Source organism: Pseudomonas flexibilis, assembly GCF_000802425.1.
Classification (GTDB): domain Bacteria; phylum Pseudomonadota; class Gammaproteobacteria; order Pseudomonadales; family Pseudomonadaceae; genus Serpens; species Serpens flexibilis.
On the sequence record NZ_JRUD01000002.1, the window covers coordinates 233,349 to 259,405 of the forward strand.

A 26,057-nucleotide genomic window follows, 5' to 3' on the forward strand; every position below is an offset into this window, starting at 1 on the left:
ATGGAGCTGATCAGGTTAGGCCGCATACGGTAAATGGCGAGCGCAGCGACCGGAGCAGCGCTCAGTGCCGGGCCGCCAGCTCGCGGCAATCCGGCCAGGATACGGCGTCGCCGAGTGCGGCGAATACCCCGGGCAGGGCAGCGCTTGCCTTGCCATGCACGTCATGAAACAGCAGCACGCCACGGCGTTTTATCAGCATCAGCCCCAGCATGCGCTGGCCGATGGCCTCGGCGTCGAGCGCGCGCTGCCAGTCCTGGGAATCGAGGTTCCACAGCGCCACTTGGATGCCCTGGGCCGTGAAAAAGGTGCCGCTGTCCGCCGTGCGCTGGCCATACGGCGGGCGGAACAGCGGCAGGAGCGTGGAATCTGGCAGCGTGCTGTGCAGCAGCGCGCGGCTGGTGAGGACCGAGTCCTGCCAGCCGTCCCAGCGGGCGTGCGAGCGATGCTCCCAGCCATGGGAGGCCACGCACTGGCCGGCATACAGGCGATCCAGCGCCTCGCCGCCGTCTCTGCTCAGACGCGCTTGCAAGTTCTCGCCGAGCACGAAGAAGGTCGCGTTGCGGCCGTGCCGCGCCAGCATGGCTCGCGTGGCTTCAGTGTGGGCGCCGGGCCCGTCATCGAAGGTCAGGAAGAACTGGCGGTCGTCCAGTTCGTCGCCGGACCACTCGTGGCGGCCGAAGGTGGCGATTTCGCTGCTGACCGTGGGGAACAGCGCGGCGAGGCGCATCTGTTCCGTCAGGTAGGCCTGGCTGAACGCCGTCAACTGGCTATGCCAGGTGGCCAGCCCGCCGCCGAGCCCGGCCAGCGCGTTCTGCGCCGCCTCTCCGAGCGTGGCGAAGTCGTCGAGCGGGCCGACGCAGCTCCAGTCGCCGGCCCGGCAGTCGGCGCTGGCCAACTGGTAGTTGCGCCAGGCGCGCGCCCGCTCCGCTTCCAGCCACTGATCGAGCGAGGCCCGATTCAGGCGCTTGATGCGCAGGTGCGCCAGCAGCTGGGCCTCGTCGCGTGGCGGCAGGCCGTGCATCGTGCTGGCGTAGACCAGCAGGGCGGCGCGCGAGGCGCGGTCGAAGCCGGCCGGCGTGTCCAGCGGCTCGACCCAGGTGCGCAGGTCGAGCGTGGCGACGTCGGCCGGGCCGGCCGCCTGGGCGGCGCTGCCGGCCCAGGCCAGTCCAGCCAGCAGGGCGATGGCCAGGCCGAGGGGCCAGGCCGCGCGCCGCGCCATCAGCGCGCGCCGTTCTGCAGCATGCGCTCGATGGCCCGGTCATAGACCGCATTGGCCTTCTGGTCGCGGGCGTAGCGGTACTCGCGCAGCGCGTCGGACCATTGCCCGGCAGTCTCGTAGATGCGGCCGTTGTTGTAGTGCGAGCTGGCGCGCACGGTGGGCGCCGAGGCGCCGCTGGCCAGGGCGATGGCCTTGCGGTTGGCCCACAGGGCCTCGGCCACGCGGTTGGCCTTCTGGAAGGCCAGGCCCAGGTTGCTGTAGGCCTGGCCGTAATTGGCATCCTCGTCGATGGCTGCCCGGTAGAGACGGATCGCTTCGTCGTACTGGCCAGCGTGGTAGGCCTGCTCGCCCTGGCGATTCAGCCCTTTGGCGCGCTGCAGCCGGTCGGCGCCGTAGTCGGTGCGCCGGCTGACCAGGGTGCCCACCACATTGCCGAACTCCGAGGTGCTCAGCCGCTCCAGGCTGGAGACGTTCTTGAGGGTATTGAAATCCTCGATGTCGCCCGACTCGGTGACCGCAAACACGGTCCACAGGTTGCCCACCTGGTTGCGCGGTACGTAGTAGGTCTTGATCAGCGTTTGGCCGACATAGACGAACACCTTGGCGTTGCTCTCGGACAGCCGGTTGCTGTTCATCCGCGCGCGGTCGCTGAAGTTGTGCACCGCATAGACGTAGCGCGAGCCGTCGTGCTTGCGCTCGATGGTGATGGTCTCCGGGCCGTAGCTGGTGGTGTCGTCGACATCCAGCAGGGCATCGCGGCCGCGCATGTTGCTGAAATAGACGTGGTTGCCGGGGAACAGCAGGTGGGAATCCAGGTCTTCGGGATAGCGGCCCCAGTTGAGGACGATGCGCATGCCGTCGAGGTTTTGCATCACCGGGCTGATCGCGTAGGTCATGCCGTCACAGGGGCACTTGACCACCAGGTCGGAATAGCCGGGCTTCTTGACGATCAGCAGGCTGTCGCTGGCGTCGAACGCCGGGTTCAGGGTGGACTCGCCGCGGGCGTTGGTCACTGCCGTCACCGACTGCTCGCCGTTCTTCTGCAGGATCAGCGAGGCGCCTTCGATTTTCTGGTCGCGGATGGTGGCGCTGAGGATCTGGATGTCCAGCGGCGCCGCCTGGGCGACGGGGGCGAAACAGGCCAGCAGAAGGGCAAGCGGGCTCAGATACTTCACTAGCGTTGTGTACATCGGTTTTCTCTGGGAATTTCGTTGGGATCGGTAGGCGCACACGCGTCGGACGTGATCGAGACCCGCGGCCCTCTAACTCAAGCGTTTCAAGCTCGCGGCATAGTGCCATCGTGGGCCTTCGGGCGAAATGCCCCGTGTCAACGCCTTGCTGCATGAAAATGCTCCTGCCGGGCGCTCCGTTGGCTTTGAAGGTCTCTTCGTTGGCTCGCCGACCGCCAACGCTTGAGTGCTTTCCCTGCCCGTTCCATAGTGCCGGCATGAACCGCGCCGCCGACCATGACCCGCTGGCCGCCTTCCACCCCGCCGTGCAGGGCTGGTTCCGGCGCGCCTTCGCCGCGCCGACCCCGGCGCAGACCGCGGCCTGGCCGAGCATTCGCGCCGGGCGCTCCACCCTGGTGGCGGCGCCCACCGGTTCGGGCAAGACGCTCACCGCCTTTCTCGCCGCGCTGGACGACCTTCTGCGCCAAGGGCTCGCCGGGTCGCTTGGCGAGACCACCCAGGTGGTCTACGTCTCGCCGCTCAAGGCGCTGTCCAACGACATCCACCTCAACCTCGAGGTGCCGCTGGCCGGCATCGCCGAGGAACTGCAGCGCCTGGGCCTGCCGCCGGTGGAGATCCGCACGGCGGTGCGCACCGGCGACACGCCGCAGGCCGAGCGCGCGGCGCTGCGCAAGCGCGCGCCGCACATCCTGGTGACCACGCCCGAATCGCTGTATGTGCTGCTCGGCTCGCCTTCCGGACGGGCCATGCTCGCCGGCGCGCGCAGCGTGATCGTCGACGAAATCCACGCGGTGGCCGGTAACAAGCGCGGCAGCCATCTGGCCTTGAGCCTGGAGCGCCTGCAGGCGCTGTGCGCCTGGCCGCTGGTGCGCATCGGCCTGTCCGCCACGCAGAAGCCGCTGTCGGCGGTGGCGCGCTTTCTCACCGGCGGGCAGGATTGCACGGTCGTCGACATTGGCCACCAGCGTGCCCTGGACCTGGCCCTGGAAGTACCGCCTGTGCCGCTCGAGGCGGTGATGAGCAACGAGGCCTGGGAACTGGTCTACGACCGGCTGGCCGAGCTGGTCCGCGAGCGGCGCACCACGCTGGTGTTCGTCAACACCCGGCGGCTGGCCGAGCGGGTGGCCCGGCACCTGTCCGAGCGCCTCGGCGAGGCGGCGGTGGCTGCCCACCACGGCAGTCTCGCCAAGGAGCAGCGCCTGCAGGCCGAGCGGCGGCTGAAGGCGGGCGAGCTGCGCGTGCTGGTGGCCACCGCCTCGCTGGAGCTGGGCATCGACATCGGCGACGTGGAGCGGGTCTGCCAGATCGGCTCGCCGCGTTCCATCGGCGCCTTCCTGCAGCGCATCGGTCGCGCCGGTCACCAGGTAGGCGGGGTTTCGAGCGGACGGATCTTTCCCACCTCCCGGGACGAGCTGATCGAATGTGCCGCGCTACTCGATGCCGTGCGGCGTGGCGAGCTGGATCAACTGCATATCCCGCGCGCGCCGCTGGACGTGCTGGCCCAGCAGATCGTCGCCGAGGTGGCCTGCCAGGAATGGCGCGAGGACGCGCTGCTGGCGCTGATCCGCCGCGCCGAGCCCTATGCCGACCTGGATGAAGCGCACTATCAGGCGCTGCTGCGCATGCTTGCCGAGGGCTATACGCGCCGGCACGGCGCGCACCGCGCCTACCTGCACCGTGACGCGGTGACCGGCACCCTGCGCGGCCGGCGCGGCGCGCAACTGACCGCGCTGACCAGCGGCGGCACCATTCCGGAGACTGCCGATTACGCGGTGCTGCTCGAACCCCAGGCGCTGAACATCGGCACGGTGAACGAGGACTTCGCGGTGGAAAGCCTGGCCGGCGACGTGTTCCAGCTCGGCAACCAGTCCTACCGCATCCTGCGCATCGAACCCGGGCGGGTGCGCGTGGAGGACGCCCATGGCCAGCCACCGAACATTCCCTTCTGGCTCGGCGAGGCGCCGGGGCGCAGCGACGCGCTGTCCGCCGCCGTGGGGCGCTTGCGCGGGGAGGTGGAGCGGCGGCTGATCCCCAATGCCCTCGGCGGGGCGCCCTCGGTGGACAAGGAAAACGTTGTCCACCCTACGCAGGGCGTGCAGCCCGGTAGGGCGGTCAAAAACGCAGCGTTGGCCGCCGCAGGCGTTGGTGGGGCGCCATTGGTGGAGAGGTACGCACCCGACCGCCTGGCGCCGGCCATCGCCTGGCTCACCGACGAGCTCGGCCTGCCGCTGGCCGCCGCCGAGCAGATCGTCGACTACCTGGCCCGCGCCCAGTCCGCGCTGGGCGCGCTGCCCACGCAGCACTGTCTGGTGATGGAGCGCTTCTTCGACGAATCCGGCGGCACGCAGCTGATCATCCATTCGCCGTTTGGCAGTCGCATCAACCGCGCTTGGGGGCTGGCACTGCGCAAGCGCTTCTGCCGCACGTTCAACTTCGAGCTGCAGGCGGCGGCCACCGAGGACGCCATCATCCTCTCGCTGTCCACCAGCCACAGCTTTCCCCTCGACGAGGTCTGGCGCTACCTGCGTGCGGCGAGCGCCGAGCAGGTGCTGATCCAGGCGCTGCTCGACGCGCCGCTGTTCGGCGTGCGCTGGCGCTGGGTGGCCGGGGTCGCCTTGGCCCTGCCGCGCATGAGCGGCGGGCGCAAGGTGGCGCCGCAGATTCAGCGCATGCGCAGCGAAGATCTGCTGGCCACGGTATTCCCCGATCAGGTGGCCTGCCTGGAAAACATCGTCGGCGAGCGCGAGATTCCCGACCATCCGCTGGTGGCGCAGACCCTGGAGGACTGCCTGCACGAAGCTATGGACAGCGAAGGCTGGCTGGCCCTGCTGCGCCGCATGGAGGCCGGCGAGGTGCGTCTGCTGCAGCGCGACCTGCCGGAGCCCTCGCCCCTGGCCGCCGAGGTGCTCAGCGCGCGGCCCTACGCCTTTCTCGACGACGCGCCGCTGGAGGAGCGGCGCACGCAGGCGGTGCTGGCGCGGCGCTGGAGCGACCCGCAGTCCACCGACGACTTGGGCCAGCTGGATGCCGAGGCCATTCTCGCCGTGGCCGAGGAAGCCTGGCCGCAGGCGCGCACCGCCGACGAGCTGCACGAGGCGCTGATGGCCCTGGCCTGCCTGACCGATGCGGAAAGCCGCAGCGATCCGCAGTGGCCGGCGCTGCTGGAGGCGCTGGCCGCCCGCGGGCGGGCGACGCGCATGAGCGTTGCGGTAGGTGAAGGCCTGTGGCTGCCGCTGGAGCGCCTGGCGCAGTTTCGCGTGCTGTATCCCAACGCCGAATACGCGCCGAGGCTGACGATTCCCGCCGCGTTCGCAGAAGTCGGCGACGAGGACGCCGTGCGGGTGGATGTGGTGCGCGCGCGCCTGTCGGGCGCTGGCCCGCTGCCGTTGCCGCGCATCGCCCGCGCCCTGGCGCAGCCGGCCAGTGCGGTGGCGCAGGCGCTGGCCGCGCTGGAGCGCGAGGGCTATGTGCTGCGTGGGCGCTTCACCCCTGGCAGCCGCGAGGAAGAGTGGTGCGAGCGGCACCTGCTGGCGCGCATCCATCGCTACACGGTCAAGCGTCTGCGCCGGGAGATCGAGCCGGTGGAGCGCCGCGATTTCCTGCGCTTCCTGTTCGACTGGCAACGGCTTGCCCCGGCGACCCGTGGCGAAGGGGCGGACGCCGTGGCGGCCGTGCTCGAGCAGCTGGAGGGCTATCAGGCGGCGGCCGCCGCCTGGGAAGGCGAGCTGCTGCCGGCGCGCCTCAAACGCTACGACAGCGCCTGGCTGGATGCGCTGTGCCGCTCCGGTCGGATGGTCTGGGCTCGCCTGGCCGGGCGGCAGACGGCCGGCGCCGGGCCGGTGCGCGGCACGCCGATCGTGCTGTTGCCGCGGCGCCGGCTGGCGCTGTGGATGTCCCTGGCCGGCACTGCCGAGGCGCAGCCGTCGCCGCGCGCCCGGCGGGTGCTGGACGTGCTGGAACGCCAGGGCGCGCTGTTCTTCGACGAACTGCTGGAGGACGCCCACCTGCTGCGTAGCGAGCTGGAGGATGCCTTGGGCGAGCTGGTCGCCCTGGGCCTGCTGAATGCCGACGGCTTCGCCGGCCTGCGCGCGCTGCTGACGCCGGTCGGCAAGCGCCCGACCCGCACGGGACGGCGGGCGCGCGGCGGCGCTCTGATGGGCGGCATGGCCGGTGCCGGGCGCTGGGCCTTGCTGCGTCGCCCGGCTGAGGAAGGCGCTGCTGCAAGGGCTGGCAGGCGCCAGCCCTTGGCCGGGGGAGAGGGTGAGCCCGACCCCCTGGAACACATCGCCCGCGTGCTGCTGCGCCGCTACGGTGTGGTGTTCTGGCGCCTGCTGGAGCGCGAGGCCGACTGGCTGCCGCCGTGGCGGGAGCTGCTACGCGTCTATCACCGCCTGGAGGCGCGCGGGGAAATCCGTGGCGGGCGTTTCGTCACCGGCATCAGTGGCGAACAGTTCGCCCTGCCCGAGGCGGTCGGCCTGTTGCGCGAGGTGAGGCGCCGGCCGGCGGCCGGTGAGCTGATCCGCGTCAGCGGCAGCGATCCGCTGAACCTGGCCGGCATCCTGCTGCCCGGCGAGAAAGTGCCGGCGCTGCCGGGCAACCGCCTGCTGTATCGCGACGGTGTGCCGGTGGCGACGCGGATTGCCGGCAAGGTCGAGTTCCGCGATGTGCCGGACGAAGGCGAGCGGGAGCGCTTGGGTCAGGCGCTGGTGCGTGATGAATGGCTCACTGGCCGCGCACGTGGGCCGGCGGGTTGACCAGCTGATCGACCACCATCAGCGCGCGGGGAAACGAGGGGTAGCCACCCTTGGCCACGTCCAGCCCGGCATAAGCCTCCCGGTAGCGCAGGGCGTGGGCGCGGTCGGCCTGCGGCGCCAGGAAGGGCTCGCTGTAGATCTTGTAGAGCAGCGCCAGCGCGTGCGGATGGCGGCGTTCGGCGGAGCGTTCGAGCAACGGCAGGATGCGCTCCAGCGCCGCGCGCTGGCGGATCAGCGACACCGCCTGGTAGAGCGCCACTTCGCCACGGGGGTCCTGGTCGGCGATGCGCGCCAGCAGGGCATCGGCCAGTTCCAGGCTGCTCTGGGGGCCTGAGGTGACCAGCAGGCGGGCCTGCATCAGGTCGTTTTCCTGCAGCAGGCGCTGGGCGTGGCTGTCGAGCACGAGCGGCTCGCAGGGCTTGGCGGCACAGCCGCCCAGCGCCAGGGCGGCGCTAAGGAGAATCCATCGGGTCATGTACGGGTCCGTCGTCCGCAGGGTGGGCACCCTGCTTGGTGATAGTCGAGGAACCGGATCAGTGTGGATCGGCGCTGGCTGATTTGCGAAGCGGCGCACAGATTGGCGCGCGTGACGGGCGCGCCGTCGCCGGTGCGTGGTGGCCAAAAAAGGGCGTTGACCACCCGACGCCGAAAGCCTAGAAACGCTCGTTCGGCTTCAGGTAGCGCCATTGCCCCTGCGGCAGCTTGGCCATGCTCACGGTGCCAAGGCGGATGCGCCGCAGGCTGACCAACTGCAGGCCCACCAGCCTGCACAATGTGCGGATGTCGCCCGGCTGGGGCGCCTTCAGGGCCAGGCGCAGGTGGGTTTCGTTCTGCCAGCTGGCCTTGCACACCGGAAGGGTGTGTTCGCCCTGGCGGATGCCGCGCTTGAGCTTGTCCAGACCGCCGTCGACGAGCGTGCCCTTGACCTCGGCAACGTATTCCTCTTCCAGCGGCTTGTGGCGGTTGGTCAGGTGACGGGTCACGCCCCAGCTCTGGGTGAATACCAGCAGGCCGCTGGCCTCGCGCTCCAGCAGACCGACCGGCTGCTGGCGTACCAGATGCTTGTGCACGGCGCGCAGAGTAGGGTCATCCTCGGCCCAGCGATTCTCGCGGGTCAGCAGCGCCAGGGCCTGCTCCACGCTGCAACCGGCTGGCTTGTGCAGCAGCAGGGTGGCCGGCGGCACATCCTCGGCCTCGGCGCCGGGCAGCAGCACGATGGGCTCGTCGGTCACCTTGAACTGCGGCTGTTCCACCACCTCGCCAGCGACGGTGACCCAGCCGCCCTCGATGTACAGCTCGGCTTCGCGACGCGAGCAGCCGAGCAGTTCAACGAGGCGTTTGGACAGACGGACGGGTTCGGACATGGCAGTGGACTCCTGAAGGGGCTGCGATTGTAGCCCCAGGTCAATAAACAGGCGGGGGTATTTGACGATAGAATGCGCGCCTCAATTGCCCGAAGGGCTGTTCGATGTCCTGCGTCTATCTGATCGACGACGACGAACTCATCCTCGACCTGCATGCCGAGCTGTTAGGCGCAGCCGGCCTGAAGGTTCGCCGTTTCTCGTCCTCGCGCGCCTTCCTGTCGTCCTATGTGGCGGCGGGCGACTGCGAGTGCATTCTCTCCGACCTGCGCATGCCCGAACTGGGCGGGCTGGAACTGCAGGCCGAGCTGCTGGCGCGCGGTGTCGAAACGCCGTTGATCTTCATCACCGGGCACGCCGACGTGGCCACCGCCGTGGAAGCCATGCGCCGGGGGGCCTTCGACTATGTGGAAAAGCCCGTGGACGGCCGGCAGTTGCTGGCGCGGGTGCGTGCCGCGCTGGCGCGGTGCGCCGAGCTGCATCAGGCCGGCCAGGCCCGACGCGCGCGCGAGCAGCGGTTGGGCTTGCTCACCGCGCAGGAGCGGCGCATCGCCGAGTGGGTGGTGCAGGGCAAATCCAGTCGGGAAATCTCCGAGCTGGCGTCGATCAGCGTACGGACGGTGGAAAATCACCGGGCCCGCATCATGGACAAATTGCAGGTGAGCTCGGTGGTGGAGATGGTGCGCATGCTGTTGTAGAACGGTTCGGTGGTCGCGGACAGGGAACTGTTAATGCCCCGGTGGGTCGTTTTTCATGAGCGAACGCTCCATGTGTGTTCCCATGAAGAGGCTTACCCATGAAAAGATTTATGAGCTTGTCCGTATTGGCCGCCGCGCTGTTGCCGGTTGCCGTTCTGGCCGCGCCGACGGCGGGAACCCAGGAAATCACGCTCAGTGGCGCCGGCAGCAGCGACAAGGATTTCGATTCCACTCTGCTGAACGTCCAGGGCAGTTGGGGGCAATACCTGAATGATTCCTCCCTGTGGGGGATCCGCCAGTTCGTCGGTATCTTCGATACCGAGGGAGAAAGCACCAAGTTCCAGGGTGCGACGCGGGTGTTCTACGACTACCACTTCGGCACCGGCAACACTCGGCCGTTCATTGGCGCCAGCCTTGGCGGCATTTATGGCGACAATGTCGACGACACCTTCATGGCCGGCCCGGAAATCGGCCTCAAACACTGGGTCAACGACAGTACCTTCATCACCGGTATGGTCGAGTACCAGTTCCTGTTCGACAGCGGCAGCGAGGCCGAAGATACCTACGATGACGGCACGCTCTTCTACAGCCTGGGTTTGGGTTACAACTTCTGAACCCTGCTCTGAAACGAAAACCGGAACCCTAGGGTTCCGGTTTCTTTTGGGGCTCAGGGATGTTTAAGCCCGTAGTGTTCGTCCAGGGTGCCTGGTGCGCCAGCCGGCTTGGGGGCGTAGTCCTTGGGCGCCTGGGAGTCGAGCAGGTCGGATTCCGGAGCCTGCAGACGCTCGCGCTTCTGCTGGTCGTGCAGGGCTGACAACAGACGTTGGCGTGTCACTTCGTCCAGCGCCAGGCGATCGATGCCCTCGGTGAGGTGTTCCTGCACATCCTGGTAGCTCTGGGTGAGCTTGCGCACCAGGGCGGCCGTGGTATTGAAATGAGTGACCACTTCACTCTGGTAGGTTTCAAAACGCTCCTGCAGTTCGTCGAGCTGACTCTGGGTGCGGCTCGGCGCGGCACCAGGTGCCAGGCGGGAAATCAGAAAACCGATGACGACCCCGACAAGCAGGGCAATGGCCGGCACCAACCAGACCATGAGCGACTGTTCCACGAGTCCTTCCTCTATCTGCGGGTTTGTTTTACGTTAGCGACCCCAGTCTGCCCCCGAATGCCGCACCGTACAATGCTACGAAACGCCGGGAATTACTGGTGGCGCGGCCGTCTGTCCGGCGGCGCGCCGTTCTCCGGTGGTGCGTGCACCGCCCGGACCTGAACCAAGACGAGTCGACCCCCAACCGGGTCACGGAGTTCCTGCCTTGCTCACCCGCGAAACCCCTCTGCAGCTCGACGGCCCCAGCGGCGCGCTCGAAGCCCTCTACCTGCCAGTGCCCGACGCGCGCGGCCTGGCGCTGATCTGTCATCCCAACCCGGTCAAGGGCGGCACCATGCTCAACAAGGTGGTCTCCACCCTGCAGCGCACCGCCCGCGACGCCGGCTACAGCACCTTGCGCTTCAACTACCGGGGCGTGGGCGCCAGCGCCGGCAGCCATGACATGCACATGGGCGAGGTGGATGATGCCGAGGCGGCCTGCGACTGGCTGCGCGCCCAGCATCCCGAGCTGCCGCTGAGCCTGCTCGGTTTCTCCTTCGGCGGCTTCGTCGCCGCCGCACTGGGCGGGCGTCTGGAGGCGCGTGGTCAGCAGCTGGAGCACATCTTCATGGTCGCCCCGGCGGTGATGCGCCTGGACGAGAACGTGCCGTTGCCGCAGACCGGCACGCTGACCCTGATCCAGCCCGAGGACGACGAGGTGGTGCCGCCCGAAGCGGTCTACGCCTGGTCCGAAGCCCTGGCGCGTCCCCATGAGCTGCTGAAAGTGGCAGAATGCGGCCACTTCTTCCATGGCAGGCTGACCGACCTCAAAGAGCTGGTCAGCGAGCGCCTCTGAGCCGCCTGCCACACGTTCGACGGATTTGACACATGACCACGCGCATCCTTACCGGCATCACCACCACCGGCACCCCGCACCTGGGCAACTACGCCGGCGCTATCCGCCCGGCCATCGTCGCCAGCCGCGCCGCTGATGCGGACTCCTTCTACTTCCTGGCCGACTACCACGCGCTGATCAAGTGCGACGACCCGGCGCGCATCCAGCGCTCGCGTCTGGAAATCGCCGCCACCTGGCTGGCCTGCGGCCTGGATACCAACAAGGCGACCTTCTATCGCCAGTCGGACATCCCCGAGATTCCCGAGCTGACCTGGCTGCTCACCTGCGTGGCCGGCAAGGGCCTGCTCAACCGTGCCCACGCCTACAAGGCGGCGGTGGACAAGAACGTCGAGGTCGGTGAAGACCCGGATGCCGGTGTGACCATGGGCCTGTTCAGCTACCCGGTGCTGATGGCCGCCGACATCCTGATGTTCAATGCCCACAAGGTGCCGGTCGGCCGTGACCAGATCCAGCACGTGGAAATGGCCCGTGACATCGGCCAGCGCTTCAACCACCTGTTCGGCCAGGGCCGCGAGCTGTTTACCCTGCCCGAGGCGGTCATCGAGGAAGAGGTGGCGACCCTGCCGGGCCTGGACGGTCGCAAGATGTCCAAGAGCTACGACAACACCATCCCGCTGTTCGGCAGCGCCAAGCAGCTCAAGGACGCAATCGCCCGCATCGTTACCGACTCGAAGCTGCCGGGCGAGCCCAAGGACCCGGACAACGCCCACCTGTTCACCCTCTACCAGGCTTTTGCCAGCGCCGAACAGCAGGCCGCCTTCCGTGCCGACCTGCTGGCCGGGCTGGGCTGGGGCGAGGCCAAGCAGCGCCTGTTCGAGTTGCTCGACAACGAGCTGGGCGAAGCGCGCGAACGCTACCATGCGCTGATCGCCAAGCCGGCCGACCTGGAGGACATCCTACTGGCCGGCGCCGCCAGGGCGCGGCGCATCGCCACTCCGTTCCTGGCCGAGCTGCGCGAGGCGGTGGGCCTGCGCTCCTTCCGCGAGCAGGTGCAGGTCGCCGGCGCCAGCAAGAAGAAGGCCGCCAAGACCGCACGCTTCGTCAGCTTCCGCGAGCCGGATGGCAGCTTCCGCTTCCGCTTCCTGGCCGCCGACGGCGAGGAATTGCTGCTGTCGCGGCCGTTCAGCGACCCGAAGAGAACCGGTCAGGTCAGCCAGCGGCTGATCGCCCAGGGGCCGGATGCGCTGGAGCTGCGCGAGGACGAGGGCACCCAGTTCACCCTGTGGCTGGACGACGAGTGCATCGCCGACAGCCCGAGCTTCGCCGATCCCGAGGCCCTCGACGCGGCCATGCTGCGGGTGCGCGACGCCATCGCCGGGCTGGCCGCCGAAAGCTGACTTCGTTGTTGGTTCGGCGCAGAGCCGCTGGGGGTGGTAGCGGACTTGTCCGCGAGCTTTGGGATGGCCTGGAAAAGAGCTCGCGAATGAATTCGCTCCTGCGGGCACGCGCCGGTCGCCACTTTTCATGACCTGAGGAAAGAGCTGCCTTGAACGATCTGAGCAAATTGCCAAGCACCGAGGGCGCCGTTAAAGTGTCGGCCCCCTCCACCAACCCCGACGCTGCCATGACTCCACTCCAGCGCTATCAGGCCGATCTGCAACGCCCCGACTTTTTCCACGACGCCGCCCAGGAAAACGCCGTGCGTCACCTGCAGCGCCTGTACGACGACCTGGTGGCCGCACAGCAGCAATCGAGCGGCCTGCTCGGCAAGCTGTTCGGCAAGAAGGCGCAGGGCCCGATCAAGGGCATCTACTTCTGGGGTGGCGTGGGTCGCGGCAAGACTTACCTGGTGGATACCTTCTTCGACGCGCTGCCGTTCGAACAGAAGATGCGCACGCACTTCCACCGCTTCATGAAGCGCGTGCACGAGGAACTGAAGACCCTCAAGGGCGAGAAGAACCCGCTGCCGATCATCGCCAAGCGCTTCGCTGGCGAGGCCCGGGTGATCTGCTTCGACGAATTCTTCGTGTCGGACATCACCGACGCCATGATCCTCGCCACCCTGCTGGACGAGCTGTTCAAGAACGGCGTGTCGCTGGTGGCCACCTCCAACATCGTGCCGGACGGCCTGTACAAGGACGGCCTGCAGCGCGCCCGTTTCCTGCCGGCCATCGCCCTGCTCAAGCAGCACACCGAGATCGTCAACGTCGACAGCGGCATCGACTACCGTCTGCGCGCCCTGGAGCAGGCCGAGCTGTACCACTGGCCGCTGGACGCCGAGGCCGAGCTGAGTCTGGAGCGCAGTTTCAAGAGCCTGCTCACCGAGAATTGCACGGTGCGTGAAAACGAGCCGCTGATGATCGAGAACCGCATCATCCGCGCCCGCAAGGTGGCCAACGACATCGCCTGGTTCGAATTCCGCGAGCTGTGCGACGGCCCGCGCAGTCAGAACGACTACATCGAGCTGGGCAAGATCTTCGAAGCGGTGCTGGTGGCCAACGTCGAACGCATGGATGCCATGAAGGACGATATGGCGCGGCGCTTCATCAACCTGGTGGACGAGTTCTACGACCGCAACGTCAAGCTGATCCTCTCCGCCGAAGTGGAACTCAAGGACCTGTACGCCGGCGGCCGCCTGGAATTCGAATTCCAGCGCACCCTGAGCCGTCTGCTGGAAATGCAATCCCACGAGTTCCTGGCGCGACCGCACAAGCCCTGAGTGCGGTGGTCGCCGCTGCAGGGCTGGCATAGAGCCAGCTCTGCAGCGATTAATGTTCCACGAGCCTCTGTCCCGCCCTTTGCCGGGTGGATGAAACCTTTCCCCGACCCGCCACTCCACTGCACTGAACCCATCAGTGAGGGAGATTTGCCATGAGCAGTGCAGGCGACAAGGCCCGCGGTATGGCCAACGAAGCGGCAGGCAAGGTCAAGCAGGGCGTCGGTGAAGCCACCGGCAACCAGGGCATGCGCCAGGAAGGCAAGATCCAGGAGCGCAAGGGCGAAGCCCAGCAGGTCAAGGGCGACGTCAAGGACACCCTGAAGAAAGGCATCGACAAGGCCTGACCTTCCCCCACCGCCCGCCGATGGGCTTTCCGGCCCATCGGCTCCCCTTCGATTCCGTTCCTTCAATCAGGCCGCAACGCGTTCGATCTTGCCGTCGCCGGCGTTCGGATAGGCGGAATGCTGGCGCCATTTTATTATCTTTTTCCTAATGAATGCCGCTCCGTTGCCGATTAGATGATCAGCGGCAGGCGGGCTCGTGGGGCCGCTGCCCACTGACAGACACGCAAAAAAAGAACAAACCTTCAGCGGAAAAGGGATTCCCCCCATGTTTCTCAGGCGATTCAAGGTTGGCCATCGGGCCATCGTCAGTTTTTCCATCGTGGCCCTGCTGGTCGTGCTGCTCGGCGTGTTCGCCAAGAGCCAGATGCAGGTGATTCGCGGCGCCACGCTCACCATGCAGGACAACACGCTGCCCAGCTATCGCGCCCTGGGCTGGATCGGCGAGCAGATGCTGCGCCTGCGCATCATGTCGTTTCGTCTCTATGTGGACCGCGAGCCCGACAAACTCAAGGCCAGTCTGATCCGCGCGGACGAGATCGCCAACGATCTCGCCAAGGCGGTGAACGATTACGAGAAGTTGGTGGTCAGCGAGGCAGAGCGCGAGCAGTTCCGCCTGGTGCGCCAGGCCATGCAGGACTACGTGAACATCCACAGGAGCCTCGTGGACGCTTCCGCCCGGGGCGAGCTGGAGCCGATGCGCGCCCTGCTGGGCGGCGACTACAACCGTCTGTCCATCGAGCTGGGTAAGCAGTTGAACCGGCTCATCGAGATCAAGGGGCAGATTGCCGGCGATTTCGCCCAGAAGGCCCATGAGCAATACGAACTGGCCGATATCGGCGTGCTGGTGTTCATGGCGCTCGCCGCGCTGCTGACCATCGTGCTGGCCAGCGTGCTGACCCGCAGCATTGTCGCGCCGCTCTCCGAAGCGGTACGCATGGCCGAAGTGGTGGCCAACGGCGACCTTACCCACGCCATTCGTGTGGAAGGCCGGGACGAGCCGGCCCAGCTGCTGGCCGCCCTGGAACGCATGCAGCAGAACCTGCGGGATACCCTGCAGCGCATCGTGGATTCCTCGAACCAGCTGTCCTCGGCTGCCGAAGAGCTGAATACCGTCACCGAGAACTCCAGCCGCGTGCTGCAGCAGCAGAACCAGGAAATCGAGCAGGCGGCCACCGCGGTCAACGAGATGACCACCGCCGTGGATGAAGTGGCCCGCAACGCCACGGCTACCTCGGAAGCCTCCCAGGCCTCCGACCGCACCGCGCGGGAAGGTCGCAACCAGGTGGAGCGCACTATCGAATCCATCAACCAGATGACCCGCGAGGCCGGCAGCAGCGCCCAGGAAGTCGACAACCTGGCGGGCCAGGTGCGCAGCATCAGTACCGTGCTGGACGTGATTCGCGCCATCGCCGAACAGACCAACCTGCTGGCGCTCAACGCCGCCATCGAAGCGGCCCGGGCCGGTGAGGCGGGGCGCGGCTTTGCCGTGGTGGCCGATGAGGTGCGTGCCCTGGCGCATCGTACTCAGCAGTCCACCCAGGAAATCGAGCAGATGATCCAGGCGGTGCAGCAGAGCACCGACCAGGCCATGAGCGCGATGCAGACCAGCAACCAGCGCGCGCAGAGCACGCTGGAAATCGCCCATGCCGCCGGCGAAGCGCTGCGCCAGATCACCGAGTCGATCGGCCATATCACCGAGCGCAACCTGATCATCGCCAGCGCTTCGGAAGAGCAGGCCCAGGTGGCTCGCGAGGTGGACCACAACCTGGTCAACATCCGCGACCTGGCCATGCAGACCTCCGCCGGCGCCAACCAGACCAGCGCCGCCAGTCACGAACTGGCGCGTCTGGCGGTGCGCCTGAACGAGCTGGTGACCGGCTTCCGCCTGTAAAGGGATGAAGCGGCCAGCCCGGCGTCGGGCTGGCCGCTTTCGTCGGAACGTCTTGCAGGGACCCGCAGGCTGGGCCAGCCTCCCTCAACACCAATGGGTATCCGCGAGGGCCTGGTCATGCAACGTCTGCATTGCACCTACCGCAACCACACCATCGTCGCCGACGTGATCGAGTACGAGGGCAGCCCGTTGCCCTGGGCGGCCGGCTGCCGCATCACCGCGCCCGACGGGCGCAGCAGTCGCCGGTTCCCGCTGCCCCACGAACGCGCCTTCCTGTCCGACCGGGACAAGGCCGAACAGGTATCCCTGGCCCACGGCAAGTGGCTGGTCGACCAGCATCTCGACCAGAGCCGCGAGCTGTTCGCCTCTGCGGCCTGAACGGAAACGGGGCTGCCCTGCGCAGCCCCGTTCGGGTCACAGCAGTTCCGGAGGAATGGTGCCGCCGTGCTCGGCCAGGCGCTTCATGACCTCCTTGTGCAGCCACATGTTCATCTGCGCCGAGTCCGCCATCTTGTCCGGCGGGCAACCCAGCTCAGTGGCCAGCTCCTTGCGGGCTTCCAGGCTGCTGTTCAGGCCGAGCAGCTTGAGCAGGTCGACAATCGAGGTGCGCCAGTTCAGCTGCTCCGAATGCGTGGCGGCCATGCTCTCCAGCTTGGCGGCCACATCGACCTGGCTGACCGGTGCCGCCGTGGCGCCCGGTGCTGCTGTTGGGCTCGGCGGCACCACGCCGGAATCGACCGTGGTGCCGCCCGCGGCGGTGGTGGTCCCGGGTGGCGGGGCGCCCGCCGGGCGCTCCGTGGCATGTGCGTCGCGGCCGATGCCGAGTTTTTCCTTGATCAGATCGAACAGGCCCATGGGTGGATCCTCCGCTGGTGGTGGTTCTGATGCGACCGCGGATTCGGGCGGGCATTCACTGGTCGGCGGGCTGATCGATAGAGGGTGGCGCGGCTCAGGCTTCGTTGAGCCAGTCTTCGGCTTGCGGTTCCTGGTCGGTGCGAAAGGCGCGAACCTGCAGGCCGGGGATCAGCGCGCCCTCCACCTCGCTGGCGTGGCGCAGCCAGGCGGTGTCGGTCAGCACGGCGCAGCGCTCGAAGCGCTGGATCAGCCGGAACAGTTGCGGCAGGCGCGCCAGCTCGACGGCGAAGGCGCCGAGGGTCGGCAGATCGAAGGCTTCCAGGCGGTAGAGCAAACGGCCCTTGTGCAGGCCGGTGGAGGCATTGAGCAGATGGTCGAGCAACTGGGCCATGGCGTCGCTGTCGAGCTTGCCGTGGATCTCCAGGTCGACGCGGTTCTCACCGCTGCGCTTGACCGTGAACATGACGTGTTCCTCACCTGCGGGTTGCTACAGGCAGGCTAGTTCACCGTTGGCGGGCTGTCGGGCGAGGACCCGGCAGCCCGGGGCTGTTCAGCGCAAGCGCATTTCCTTGCCGCTCTTGGCACCGGCCGGGGGGGCCATCTCGGTGGGGGCGGGAATATCGATATGGCGGGTCGCCGGCAGGCGCTTGAGGCGATTCAGCACCGAGACCACCGAGTCCAGCGAGCGCAGGGTGTTGATCTCCACGTGGGGATTCTCCACCGGCCGACGGGTATGGATCTGGTACTGGCGCCACCAGACCACGGTCTTGCCGGCCTGCGCGGGCAGGTCCAGGGTCAGGATGCGCGTCATCTCCGCATAGGGGATGAACCTATCGACGCGGGAGGCGACCTCGGCGGGCAGGTGCAGGCCGTCCTCGTCGAAGAAGGCGTCGAGTTCCGCGCGGGGTTCGACGCGCCGCTTGGCGGGCATCAGGGCCAGCACCCCTGCCAGCACCCCCAGCGCCAGACAGGCAATGCCGGCTTCGGGCTGGCCGAGCAGAAACGCCGGCACGCTCAGCAGCAACAAGGGGAACCACAGCCATTTCCAGAAACGCTTGTAGACATTCGGCGAGTCGCTCGGGGTCGGCAGGTCCGCAGGATTGCGGGAAAAGCTGTCGATCGTCTCGGGGAAGATCTTGATGATGGTTTTCGGGACGGTGTCTGCGGGGGTCGTCATGCGTCGTTATCCTTGAATATCCGAGGCGTCGACCTTGCAAAAGGGGCCGCCATCGGTCCTGGCCCGGCATTGCCGGGGTCCGCCCACAGCCCGGACGGCCGACAAAGGGCAGCGACACGCGCGCCTGATTGATCCGTCAACGGGTAATGGCTATGTGGCAGCAAGCGAGAGTACAGGGTTGCCGAATCGGCGCAAAGACCCGCTTTTCAGAAAAAGCGCGACGTTGATGCCGCGTTGGCGGGGCGTTGCGCCACAGGGGGTTCCGGCTACGAAAGATGCTCTGAAAATGGGGCGCAGACGCGCCCCGGAACTCGGATTCAGCGGGTCGAGACGGGGTGCAGCACGTCTGCGGGCAGCGCGCCGGGAAGCGTATCGCCAAACCCCTGGTCGATGGCTGGCAGCTTGTGGGCAATGCCCTTGTGACAGTCGATACAGGTCTGACCCTCGGCGAAGCCCTTCTGGTGTGCGTTCGAGGAACGGCCGGCCTGTTCGGCATAGTCGAAATAGCTGAAGTCGTGGCAGTTGCGGCATTCCTGCGAATCGTTGCGCTTCATGCGCGCCCATTCACGCTGTGCCATGACCGCGCGCTTGGCCTCGAACTTTTCCGGGGTGTCGATGCTGCCCAGCATCTTGTGCAGCAGTTCGTTGGAGGCATAGAACTTGCGCACCATCTTCGGCCACCACTCCTTGGGCACGTGGCAGTCCGAGCAGACCGCGCGCACCCCGGTGCGGTTGTTGTAGTGAATGGTGTTGCGGTATTCCTGGTACACGTTCACTTCCATCTCGTGGCAGGAGATGCAGAACGTCTCGGTGTTGGTCCATTCCATGGCGGTGTTGAAGCCACCCCAGAAAATGATGCCCAGCACGAAGGCCAGGCCGACGGCGCTGAATACCAGCCCGATCGCCCAGGCCCACACTTTCTTGATCTTGTTCATGACGAGTCCTTACAGGCCCGGGGCCGGGCTGAATACGTTGTCCACCAGCTGCTTGGCATCGGTCTGCGGCACGTGGCACTGCAGGCAGAAGTAGCGGCGTGGGCTGACGCTCGAAAGCTCCTGGCCTTCGCGGTCGCGAAAGTGGGTCAGAGACACCTTGGTGGCGCCAGTGGCCTGAGCGCGGCTCCAGGAGTGGCAGTCCATGCACTTGTTGTAATTGAGGGTCACCTGGTAGTTGGTCACGCTATGCGGGACCAGCGGCGGCTGCTGCACGAAATCACGTGGCAGCAGGCCGCCGGCGTCACGGATCTCGCGGTAGTTCTCGGCCGGATGTTCCGCGCCGCCGACAGCGGTTTCGCGCAGGCTCTTCACGCCCTCGGCGCTGGCCGAGAACGGGAGGGCCAGCACGAGCGCAGCGATGCCCACGGCTTTCTGGATGGCAGTTTTCATGATTCGCTCCTGTTGAAACGCGTCGTCAGGCGGAACACATCCTGGCTGCACACATCGACACAACGGCCGCAGGTGGTGCAGTCGGAAGAAAGAATGAGGGGATGGTCTTGTCCGGCCGCCTTGAGGGCGGGACGGATGACCTGGGGTTCGGGGCAGACCTTGAAGCAATCCATGCAGTCGTCGCAGGCCCGGCGGCGGGGCGCCGCCACGCGCAGCAGGGCGAACTTGCCCAGCAGCCCGTAGAACGCACCGACCGGGCAGACGTGGCCACACCAGCCACGTGCGGCAAACAGCAGGTCGTAGAGAAACACGGCGGCCACCACGCCCCAGGCCGCGCCGGCGCCGAAGATCAGCGCGCGGTGCAGCATGGAAATGGGGTTCACCCATTCCCAGGCGATGCCGCCGGTAATCAACGACACCAGCAGAGTGGCCAGTAGCAGCCAGCGCCGCAGGCTTTCCGGCGGTGTTGGCGAGGTCTTGATCTTCAGCGTGCGACGCAGCCAGCCGGCGGCGTCGGTTACCGGGTTGATCGGGCAGAACCAGGCGCAATACAGACGCCCGCCGATCAGCCCGTAGAACAGCAGCACGATCAGCGCGCCGGTGAGCGCCGCCGTCTCCGGCAGATGCCCGGCCAGCAGGCCTTGCAGCAGCATGTAGGGATCGGTCAGCGGCAGGGTGTCGAGCGTGACGCTCGACGCCAGGTTGCCCTTGACCGGCCACCAGGCCTGTTCCAGACGGCCATTGCGGGCCAGCCACAGGCTGATCGGACCGATCAGGAACAACCCCAGGAAACCCAGCTGCGAAGCGCGGCGCAACAGCAGGAAGCGGTTGGCGCCGAGCCAGCCCTTGGTTTCCCGGGCGGCGGCGGTCGGCTTGCGCCCGGCTACGCTCCTGGGCGAACTCATGGCGCTTCTCCCGTATCGAGCCCGCGTACCGGCAACTGGATCTGGTCACCGATCAGCGAACCGCCGGCCTTGTCCTTCTCCTCCCAGCCCTTGCGGTAATGGTCGGCGGCCTTGGCCTGGGCCAGCGGGCGCGGCAGCACCTTGATGGCCGAGGCGTCGGGCAGCACACAGGCCTGCTCGCACTTGCCGCAGCCGGTGCAATGCTCCGAATGCACGGTGGGCAACAGCAGCGCGTGGCGGTCCGAACGCGGGTTGTGGTAGCGCTCCAGGGTGATGGCCTCGTCGATCACCGGGCAGACCCGGTAACAGACGTCGCAACGCAGCCCCAGGTAGTTGAGGCATTGCTCCTGATCGATCAGCACCGCCAGGCCCATGCGCGCCTCGTTGATATCGGTGAGCGCATGATCCAGTGCGCCCGTCGGGCAGGCCGGCACGCAGGGAATGTCCTCGCACATCTCGCAGGGCACGTCACGGGCGGTGAAGAACGGCGTGCCGGTGGGCACGGGTTCGCCGAGCGTGGCGAGCTTGAGCGTGTCGTAGGGACAGGCGCGCACGCACAGGCCGCAGCGCACGCAGGCGGCGAGGAAGTCCTCCTCCGCCAGCGCGCCCGGCGGACGCAGCGCGGTCGGCGCCAGGGCGTTGGCCTGGTTGCCGTACAGTCCTACGCCCAACCCCAGCACACAGGCGCCACCGATCGCTGCGGCGGACTGCTGCAGGAAACGGCGACGGCTGTTGGCGGGCATGTCTGGTTTGTCGGTCATGACAGCGACTCGGGGTCCGGGGGCGCCGTGGCGCCCCGTTCACCTCAGGCCTTGAGCACCTTGACGGCGCATTTCTTGAAGTCCGTTTCCTTCGAGAGCGGGCAGGTGGCGTCCAGCAGCAGCTTGTTCACCAGCCGGCCCTCATCGAAGAACGGCATGTACACCAGGCCGCGCGGCGGCTTGTTGCGGCCACGGGTTTCCACGCTGGCCACCACCTCGCCGCGCCGCGATACGATGCGTGCCTGCATGCCGCGCTGCAGGCCACGGGCCTTGGCGTCGTCCGGGTGGATGTAGAGCACCGCCTCGGGCGCCGCCTTGTGCAGCTCGGGTACGCGGCGGGTCATGGAGCCGGTGTGCCAGTGCTCGAGGATGCGGCCGGTGGACAGCCACAGGTCGAACTCGGCGTCCGGCGATTCATGCGGCGGCTGGTAGGGCAGGGCGAAGATGTTCGCCTTGCCGTCCTTGTGGCCGTAGAAGCGCACGCCTTCGCCGGCGGGCACGTACACGTCGTAGCCTTCGCGGAAGCGCCACAGGGTTTCCTTGCCATCCACCACCGGCCAGCGCAGGCCGCGGGCGCGGTGGTAGACGTCGAAGTCCGCCAGGTCGTGGGCATGGCCGCGACCGAACTGGGCGTATTCCTCGAACAGACCCTTCTGCACGTAGAAGCCGAAGTGCTTCGACTCGTCGTTCATGTAGTCCTTGATGGCGTGTTCGTTGACGCGCTTGAGGTCCTTGAGGTCGAAGCGGGTGGTCATCTTGTTGGCGAACAGGATGTCGTACAGGGTCTTGCCCCGGTGCTCCGGCTGCTTGGCCAGCAGCTCTTCAGGCCAGACTTCCTCCACCTTGAAGCGCTTGGCGAATTCCAGGTACTGCCACAGGTCCGAGCGCGACTCGCCCGGCGCCTTGACCTGCTGGCGCCAGAACTGGGTGCGGCGCTCGGCGTTGCCGTAGGCGCCTTCCTTCTCCACCCACATGGCGGTGGGCAGGATCAGGTCGGCGGACAGCGCCGACACGGTCGGGTAGGGGTCGGACACCACCACGAAGGCTTCCGGGTTGCGCCAGCCCGGCAGGATTTCGTGGTTGATGTTCGGACCGGCCTGCATGTTGTTGGTGGTCGAGGTCCAGTAGCACTTCAGCGTGCCGTCCTTGAGTGCACGGCTCTGCGCCACGGCGTGCAGGCCGACCTTGGCCGGGATGGTGCCTTCGGGCAGGTCCCACAGCTTCTCGGTCAGCGCGCGGTGCGCCGGGTTGGTGACCACCATGTCCGCCGGCAGGCGGTGGGCGAAGGTGCCCACCTCGCGGGCGGTGCCGCACGCCGACGGCTGGCCGGTGAGCGAGAACGGCCCGTTGCCCGGCTCGGAGATCTTCCCGAGCAGCAGGTGCACGTTGTAGATCATGTTGTTCACCCAGGTGCCCCGGGTGTGCTGGTTGAAGCCCATGGTCCAGAACGAGACGACCTTCTTGTCCGGGTCGGCGTACAGCTCGGCCATGCGCTTGAGCTTGTCGGCCGGCACCTTGGACAGCTTGGCGGTGTACTCCAGGGTGTAGGGTTCGACGAACTTGGCGAACTCCTCGAAGGAGATCGGCGTGTGGGCGTTCGGGTCGCCCTTGCCGTTGTAGCCGTTCTGGGTGGCGGCCTGTTCGCGCGGGTCGTTGGCGCGCAGGCCGTAGCCGATGTCGGTGACGCCCTGGCGGAAGTTCACGTGCTTCGCCACGAACGCCTGGTTCACCTTGTCGTTCTGGATGATGTAGTTGCAGATGTAGTTGAGGATGGCCAGGTCGGTCTGCGGCTCGAAGACCATGCCGTTGTCGGCCAGCTCGAAGCTGCGGTGCTCGAAGGTGGAGAGCACGTGCACTTCGCAGGGCTTGTGGGTCAGGCGGCGGTCGGTGATGCGGCTCCAGAGCACCGGGTGCATCTCGGCCATGTTCGAGCCCCAGAGCACGAAGGCGTCGGCCTGCTCGATGTCGTCATAGCAGCCCATCGGCTCGTCGATGCCGAAGGTGCGCATGAAGCCGACCACCGCTGAGGCCATGCAGTGGCGGGCGTTGGGGTCGATGTTGTTGGTGCGCAGGCCGGCCTTGTGCAGCTTGGAGGCCGCGTAGCCTTCCCAGATGGTCCACTGGCCGGAACCGAACATGGCCACCGAGTCCGGGCCGTGCTGCTTGATGGCTGCCTTCCACTTGGCCGCCATGGTGTCCAGCGCTTCCTCCCAGCTCACCGGGGTGAACTCGCCGTCCTTGTCGTACACGCCGTTCTTCTTGCGCAGCAGCGGCGTCTGCACGCGGTCGGCGCCGTACATGATCTTGGACAGGAAGTAGCCCTTGATGCAGTTCAGGCCACGGTTGACCGGCGCATCCGGGTCGCCCTGGGTGGCCACCACCTTGTCGTTCTGCACGCCGACCAGCACCGAGCAGCCGGTGCCGCAGAAGCGGCAGGGCGCCTTGTCCCAGCGCACGGCGTTGCGCGTACCGGCCTGTTCGGCGGACAGCACCGTGGTGGGCACGGCCATCCCTGCGGTTGCGGCAGCGGCGGCGACAGCATTGGCCTTGATGAAATCGCGTCTGTTCAATGACATGGTTGGACTCCCGTTGCCGGTTGCAGGGTTGTTAGCGCCGGATCGAACGCCTCGGCGTGTTCCCCGTTGAATTCGTAAGCCAGGGTTGCGGACAGCACTTGCGGCACCTTGTGGGCCGCGATGATCGAGTCGGCGACGGAGTAGTCCGCGCCGTCCTCCACCGTGACGATCATGCGTCCGGCGTCGAAATCCTCGGCGTGCACCTGCACGCCGGGAATCTGTTCAAGGCCGGCGCGGGCGGTGGGGATCTGCTCGGGCATGACCCGCAGCACCAGGCTCACGATTCTCATGCGGCCTCCTTCTTCGATTGGGTGGTGATGGCGTCGACCGGGCAGGTCGCGATGCACTGCCCGCAGCCGTTGCAGCGGTCGGTGTCCAGCTCGGGTCGGGCAATGCCGCCCAGGCGGGGCCGGAAACGGATCGCGTCGGCCTCGCAGCGTTCGGCACACAGCCGGCACTCCACCCCCCGTTGGGTCAGGCAGGCCGGGTCGATATGAGCGCGCCAGATAAAGGGCTCGCGGGCGTCGTCGCCCAGCGCACCGCGCGTGCAGGCCTGAACGCAGTCGCCGCAAAGGGTGCAGCCGGTAGTGGAAAAATCGATGACGGGAAACCCGCCGCTGCCCGCCTTGAGTATCCCGGGGCCACAGGCGCGGATGCAGGCGTCACAGCGGTCGCAGCGCTCTGAGAACAGCGACTCGGCCACGGCCCAGGGCGGTCGCGCGCCGGGTACGGAAAGACCGGCGGAAAAGAAACGACGCTTCGATGCGTCCATACGGCTAATCCTCGTTGATAATGTGGATTAAGCCGTTTGTCGCATTTTCGGAAACTGACCCAGGTCAATGATCGCCGCGTCATTTCGGCGCATTGGCTGATATCGATGCGTGCCTGAGAGGCGCTCGCATCGCCGCGCGTCGTCCACGCCGGCGGGGGTGGTTGGCGGCGGCCTGGCCGAGTTCTAGAATGCGCGCCTTCCCTCCCGCTCCTGTTGGCGTTCCGTCCTCCGACGCCTGGTTTTCCTCTCCATGACAACGTCGCATACCGCCCAGCCGGGTCGTTGGCTGTCTGTGGCCGCGCTGGCCCTGGCCGCCTTCATTTTCAACACCACCGAATTCGTGCCCGTGGCGCTGCTCACCGACATCGGCGCCAGTTTCGGCCTGCCGCCCGAGCGCGTCGGCCTGATGCTGACCATCTATGCCTGGCTGGTGGCGCTGGCCTCGTTGCCCCTGATGCTGCTGACCCGGCATATGGAGCGGCGCCGCCTGCTGATGGGCGTGTTCGGGCTGTTCGTCCTCAGCCACCTGCTGTCGAGCGTGGCCTGGAGCTACGCGGCGCTGGTGGCCAGCCGCATCGGCATTGCCTTTGCCCATGCGCTGTTCTGGTCGATCACCGCGTCGCTCGCCCTGCGCGTGGCGCCGGCCGGCCGCGAGGCGCAGGCGCTGGGCCTGCTGGCCACCGGCACCACGCTGGCCATGGTGTTGGGCATTCCGCTCGGTCGCATGGTGGGCGAGTGGTTGGGCTGGCGCGTGACCTTCCTGGGGATTGCCGGGCTGGCGCTGCTCACGGCGATCATCCTGGCGCGCACGCTGCCGCTGCTGCCGAGCCAGAACGCCGGTTCGCTGAAGAGCCTGCCGGTGATCTTCCAGCGCCCGGCGCTGGTGGTGGTGTACGTGCTCACCGTGCTGGTGGTGACCGCGCAGTTCACCGCCTACAGCTATATCGAGCCGTTCGCCCGCGAGGTCGGCGGCTTCATCGGCAACCAGATCACCCTGTTGCTGCTGCTGTTCGGCGGCGCCGGGCTGGTGGGCTCGGCGCTGTTCAGCCGCTACAGTCCGCGCTACTCGCGACCGTTTCTGCTCGGCGCCATCGGCGCCCTGGCGCTGTGCCTGCTGCTGCTCGAGCCGTTGTCGCAGAGCTTCGGCCCGCTGGGTGCGCTGTGCTTCTTCTGGGGCATCGCCATCCTGTGCTTCACCCTGGCGCTGCAGTCGCGCGTGCTGAAATTCGCCTCGGATGCCACCGACGTGGCCATGTCGCTGTTCTCCGGGCTGTACAACGTGGGCATCGGCGCCGGCGCGCTGCTGGGCAGCCTGGTCACCCGCCAGGTTGGGTTGGAAAGCATCGGTTGGGTCGGCGGCCTGCTGGCCCTCTGCGGGCTACTCATCTGCGCGGTAGCGATGCTGCGCATCGCCCCGCCCATGACCCCGGCGCAGGCGGGATAACCGTAGGGTGGTCAATGCGCAAGCATTGACCACCGTTTGCGCACCGAACCGGCAGCCATAACG

The 26,057-nt window shown here is 67.2% G+C and carries 25 protein-coding genes; 10 read left to right on the forward strand and 15 right to left on the reverse strand.

The annotated features are described in order from the left end of the window. Positions 1-61: 61 nt before the first annotated feature. Positions 62-1,219 (reverse strand): polysaccharide deacetylase family protein, encoded by a 1,158-nt coding sequence (locus SF06_RS01690; protein WP_052199676.1) that lies wholly within the window; start codon positions 1,217-1,219, stop codon positions 62-64. Next, entirely contained in the window at positions 1,219-2,409 is a 1,191-nt protein-coding gene (locus SF06_RS01695) for a YfaP family protein (protein ID WP_039559592.1), read from the reverse strand. The genes SF06_RS01690 and SF06_RS01695 overlap by 1 nt, the downstream gene beginning before the upstream one ends. A gap of 257 nt (positions 2,410-2,666) precedes the next feature. Here SF06_RS01695 and SF06_RS01700 point away from each other — a divergent pair, with 257 nt between their 5' ends. Further along, a complete protein-coding gene (locus tag SF06_RS01700; RefSeq protein ID WP_065365658.1) occupies positions 2,667-7,163 on the forward strand; it encodes a DEAD/DEAH box helicase in 4,497 nt (1,498 codons plus the stop codon). On the opposite strand, the gene SF06_RS01705 is transcribed toward SF06_RS01700, so the two are convergent. Then, the gene (locus SF06_RS01705; RefSeq protein WP_039559593.1) at positions 7,132-7,638 is read right to left on the reverse strand and encodes a hypothetical protein; all 507 of its coding nucleotides are present in this window, start codon (positions 7,636-7,638) and stop codon (positions 7,132-7,134) included. The two genes, SF06_RS01700 and SF06_RS01705, sit on opposite strands and share 32 nt — an antisense overlap. A 178-nt stretch (positions 7,639-7,816) precedes the next feature. Next, positions 7,817-8,527, reverse strand: coding sequence for an RNA pseudouridine synthase (locus SF06_RS01710; RefSeq protein ID WP_027588797.1), 711 nt, complete (start codon positions 8,525-8,527; stop codon positions 7,817-7,819). 104 nt (positions 8,528-8,631) lie between these two features. Between SF06_RS01710 and SF06_RS01715 the strand changes: the two genes are divergently transcribed. Together SF06_RS01715 and SF06_RS01720 are read left to right on the forward strand one after the other, a co-directional pair. After that, complete coding sequence (locus tag SF06_RS01715; RefSeq protein WP_027588798.1) at positions 8,632-9,222, forward strand: response regulator transcription factor; 591 nt, start codon at positions 8,632-8,634, stop codon at positions 9,220-9,222. Between the two features lie 98 nt (positions 9,223-9,320). After that, on the forward strand, positions 9,321-9,836 hold the full coding sequence (locus SF06_RS01720) for a hypothetical protein (protein WP_027588799.1): 516 nt from the start codon (positions 9,321-9,323) through the stop codon (positions 9,834-9,836). A 53-nt stretch (positions 9,837-9,889) separates the two neighbouring features. Here the strand turns inward: SF06_RS01720 and SF06_RS01725 are convergent, their stop codons facing one another. Next, positions 9,890-10,330 carry a Z-ring associated ZapG family protein gene (locus tag SF06_RS01725; RefSeq protein ID WP_027588800.1) on the reverse strand — a complete coding sequence of 147 codons (441 nt, stop codon included), beginning with the start codon at positions 10,328-10,330 and terminating at the stop codon, positions 9,890-9,892. A 205-nt stretch (positions 10,331-10,535) separates the two neighbouring features. Between SF06_RS01725 and SF06_RS01730 the strand changes: the two genes are divergently transcribed. The 6 genes from SF06_RS01730 (at position 10,536) to SF06_RS01755 (ending at position 16,497) form a co-directional block, all read left to right on the forward strand. Further along, positions 10,536-11,165 (forward strand): alpha/beta hydrolase, encoded by a 630-nt coding sequence (locus tag SF06_RS01730; protein WP_039559597.1) that lies wholly within the window; start codon positions 10,536-10,538, stop codon positions 11,163-11,165. 32 nt (positions 11,166-11,197) lie between these two features. Next, positions 11,198-12,562 carry a tryptophan--tRNA ligase gene (locus SF06_RS01735; protein WP_039559599.1) on the forward strand — a complete coding sequence of 455 codons (1,365 nt, stop codon included), beginning with the start codon at positions 11,198-11,200 and terminating at the stop codon, positions 12,560-12,562. Between the two features lie 227 nt (positions 12,563-12,789). Next, a complete protein-coding gene (gene zapE / locus SF06_RS01740; RefSeq protein WP_027588803.1) occupies positions 12,790-13,884 on the forward strand; it encodes a cell division protein ZapE in 1,095 nt (364 codons plus the stop codon). A 152-nt stretch (positions 13,885-14,036) separates the two neighbouring features. After that, complete coding sequence (locus SF06_RS01745) at positions 14,037-14,228, forward strand: CsbD family protein (protein ID WP_027588804.1); 192 nt, start codon at positions 14,037-14,039, stop codon at positions 14,226-14,228. Between the two features lie 265 nt (positions 14,229-14,493). After that, the gene (locus SF06_RS01750; protein WP_039559602.1) at positions 14,494-16,119 is read left to right on the forward strand and encodes a methyl-accepting chemotaxis protein; all 1,626 of its coding nucleotides are present in this window, start codon (positions 14,494-14,496) and stop codon (positions 16,117-16,119) included. Positions 16,120-16,236: 117 nt separating this feature from the next. After that, positions 16,237-16,497 carry a hypothetical protein gene (locus SF06_RS01755; protein WP_027588806.1) on the forward strand — a complete coding sequence of 87 codons (261 nt, stop codon included), beginning with the start codon at positions 16,237-16,239 and terminating at the stop codon, positions 16,495-16,497. Between the two features lie 36 nt (positions 16,498-16,533). Here SF06_RS01755 and SF06_RS01760 read toward each other — a convergent pair whose 3' ends face one another. The 10 genes from SF06_RS01760 to napF form a co-directional block, all read right to left on the reverse strand. After that, positions 16,534-16,974: a DUF3597 domain-containing protein gene (locus tag SF06_RS01760; protein WP_039559603.1), complete on the reverse strand. Its 441-nt coding sequence runs from the start codon at positions 16,972-16,974 to the stop codon at positions 16,534-16,536. Positions 16,975-17,068: 94 nt separating this feature from the next. Next, a complete protein-coding gene (locus SF06_RS01765; RefSeq protein WP_039559605.1) occupies positions 17,069-17,437 on the reverse strand; it encodes a SpoIIAA family protein in 369 nt (122 codons plus the stop codon). An 87-nt stretch (positions 17,438-17,524) separates the two neighbouring features. Further along, positions 17,525-18,151 carry a hypothetical protein gene (locus SF06_RS01770; RefSeq protein WP_027588809.1) on the reverse strand — a complete coding sequence of 209 codons (627 nt, stop codon included), beginning with the start codon at positions 18,149-18,151 and terminating at the stop codon, positions 17,525-17,527. Between the two features lie 317 nt (positions 18,152-18,468). Next, positions 18,469-19,077 carry a NapC/NirT family cytochrome c gene (locus tag SF06_RS01775; protein WP_407681079.1) on the reverse strand — a complete coding sequence of 203 codons (609 nt, stop codon included), beginning with the start codon at positions 19,075-19,077 and terminating at the stop codon, positions 18,469-18,471. Between the two features lie 18 nt (positions 19,078-19,095). Then, positions 19,096-19,536, reverse strand: coding sequence for a nitrate reductase cytochrome c-type subunit (locus tag SF06_RS01780; RefSeq protein ID WP_027588811.1), 441 nt, complete (start codon positions 19,534-19,536; stop codon positions 19,096-19,098). After that, positions 19,533-20,441: a quinol dehydrogenase ferredoxin subunit NapH gene (gene napH, locus SF06_RS01785; RefSeq protein ID WP_027588812.1), complete on the reverse strand. Its 909-nt coding sequence runs from the start codon at positions 20,439-20,441 to the stop codon at positions 19,533-19,535. Before napH ends, SF06_RS01780 begins: the two co-directional genes overlap by 4 nt. Next, a complete protein-coding gene (gene napG / locus SF06_RS01790; RefSeq protein ID WP_037008298.1) occupies positions 20,438-21,202 on the reverse strand; it encodes a ferredoxin-type protein NapG in 765 nt (254 codons plus the stop codon). Before napG ends, napH begins: the two co-directional genes overlap by 4 nt. A 44-nt stretch (positions 21,203-21,246) precedes the next feature. Beyond that, positions 21,247-23,778, reverse strand: a complete 2,532-nt coding sequence (napA, locus tag SF06_RS01795; protein WP_039559608.1) for a nitrate reductase catalytic subunit NapA — start codon at positions 23,776-23,778, stop codon at positions 21,247-21,249. Beyond that, the gene (locus SF06_RS01800) at positions 23,769-24,068 is read right to left on the reverse strand and encodes a chaperone NapD (RefSeq protein ID WP_051587296.1); all 300 of its coding nucleotides are present in this window, start codon (positions 24,066-24,068) and stop codon (positions 23,769-23,771) included. The genes napA and SF06_RS01800 overlap by 10 nt, the downstream gene beginning before the upstream one ends. Next, on the reverse strand, positions 24,065-24,550 hold the full coding sequence (gene napF, locus SF06_RS01805) for a ferredoxin-type protein NapF (protein WP_039559610.1): 486 nt from the start codon (positions 24,548-24,550) through the stop codon (positions 24,065-24,067). Before napF ends, SF06_RS01800 begins: the two co-directional genes overlap by 4 nt. A 250-nt stretch (positions 24,551-24,800) precedes the next feature. On the opposite strand from napF, the gene SF06_RS01810 reads away from it, so the two are divergent. Further along, a complete protein-coding gene (locus SF06_RS01810; RefSeq protein ID WP_039559611.1) occupies positions 24,801-25,994 on the forward strand; it encodes a sugar transporter in 1,194 nt (397 codons plus the stop codon). Positions 25,995-26,057 lie beyond the last annotated feature (63 nt).

What these genes read in the sequence shown, in the direction of transcription:
- SF06_RS01765 (WP_039559605.1), bottom strand. Translation starts at nt 17,437, where the DNA reads ATGTTCACGGTCAAGCGCAGCGGTGAGAACCGCGTCGACCTGGAGATC.
- SF06_RS01810 (WP_039559611.1), top strand. Translation starts at nt 24,801, where the DNA reads ATGACAACGTCGCATACCGCCCAGCCGGGTCGTTGGCTGTCTGTGGCC.
- SF06_RS01710 (WP_027588797.1), bottom strand. Translation starts at nt 8,527, where the DNA reads ATGTCCGAACCCGTCCGTCTGTCCAAACGCCTCGTTGAACTGCTCGGC.
- SF06_RS01800 (WP_051587296.1), bottom strand. Translation starts at nt 24,068, where the DNA reads ATGAGAATCGTGAGCCTGGTGCTGCGGGTCATGCCCGAGCAGATCCCC.
- SF06_RS01760 (WP_039559603.1), bottom strand. Translation starts at nt 16,974, where the DNA reads ATGGGCCTGTTCGATCTGATCAAGGAAAAACTCGGCATCGGCCGCGAC.
- SF06_RS01695 (WP_039559592.1), bottom strand. Translation starts at nt 2,409, where the DNA reads ATGTACACAACGCTAGTGAAGTATCTGAGCCCGCTTGCCCTTCTGCTG.
- SF06_RS01745 (WP_027588804.1), top strand. Translation starts at nt 14,037, where the DNA reads ATGAGCAGTGCAGGCGACAAGGCCCGCGGTATGGCCAACGAAGCGGCA.
- napA (WP_039559608.1), bottom strand. Translation starts at nt 23,778, where the DNA reads ATGTCATTGAACAGACGCGATTTCATCAAGGCCAATGCTGTCGCCGCC.
- SF06_RS01690 (WP_052199676.1), bottom strand. Translation starts at nt 1,219, where the DNA reads ATGGCGCGGCGCGCGGCCTGGCCCCTCGGCCTGGCCATCGCCCTGCTG.
- SF06_RS01780 (WP_027588811.1), bottom strand. Translation starts at nt 19,536, where the DNA reads ATGAAAACTGCCATCCAGAAAGCCGTGGGCATCGCTGCGCTCGTGCTG.
- SF06_RS01705 (WP_039559593.1), bottom strand. Translation starts at nt 7,638, where the DNA reads ATGACCCGATGGATTCTCCTTAGCGCCGCCCTGGCGCTGGGCGGCTGT.
- SF06_RS01750 (WP_039559602.1), top strand. Translation starts at nt 14,494, where the DNA reads ATGTTTCTCAGGCGATTCAAGGTTGGCCATCGGGCCATCGTCAGTTTT.
- SF06_RS01735 (WP_039559599.1), top strand. Translation starts at nt 11,198, where the DNA reads ATGACCACGCGCATCCTTACCGGCATCACCACCACCGGCACCCCGCAC.
- zapE (WP_027588803.1), top strand. Translation starts at nt 12,790, where the DNA reads ATGACTCCACTCCAGCGCTATCAGGCCGATCTGCAACGCCCCGACTTT.
- SF06_RS01755 (WP_027588806.1), top strand. Translation starts at nt 16,237, where the DNA reads ATGCAACGTCTGCATTGCACCTACCGCAACCACACCATCGTCGCCGAC.
- SF06_RS01770 (WP_027588809.1), bottom strand. Translation starts at nt 18,151, where the DNA reads ATGACGACCCCCGCAGACACCGTCCCGAAAACCATCATCAAGATCTTC.
- napG (WP_037008298.1), bottom strand. Translation starts at nt 21,202, where the DNA reads ATGACCGACAAACCAGACATGCCCGCCAACAGCCGTCGCCGTTTCCTG.
- napF (WP_039559610.1), bottom strand. Translation starts at nt 24,550, where the DNA reads ATGGACGCATCGAAGCGTCGTTTCTTTTCCGCCGGTCTTTCCGTACCC.
- SF06_RS01720 (WP_027588799.1), top strand. Translation starts at nt 9,321, where the DNA reads ATGAAAAGATTTATGAGCTTGTCCGTATTGGCCGCCGCGCTGTTGCCG.
- napH (WP_027588812.1), bottom strand. Translation starts at nt 20,441, where the DNA reads ATGAGTTCGCCCAGGAGCGTAGCCGGGCGCAAGCCGACCGCCGCCGCC.
- SF06_RS01700 (WP_065365658.1), top strand. Translation starts at nt 2,667, where the DNA reads ATGAACCGCGCCGCCGACCATGACCCGCTGGCCGCCTTCCACCCCGCC.
- SF06_RS01715 (WP_027588798.1), top strand. Translation starts at nt 8,632, where the DNA reads ATGTCCTGCGTCTATCTGATCGACGACGACGAACTCATCCTCGACCTG.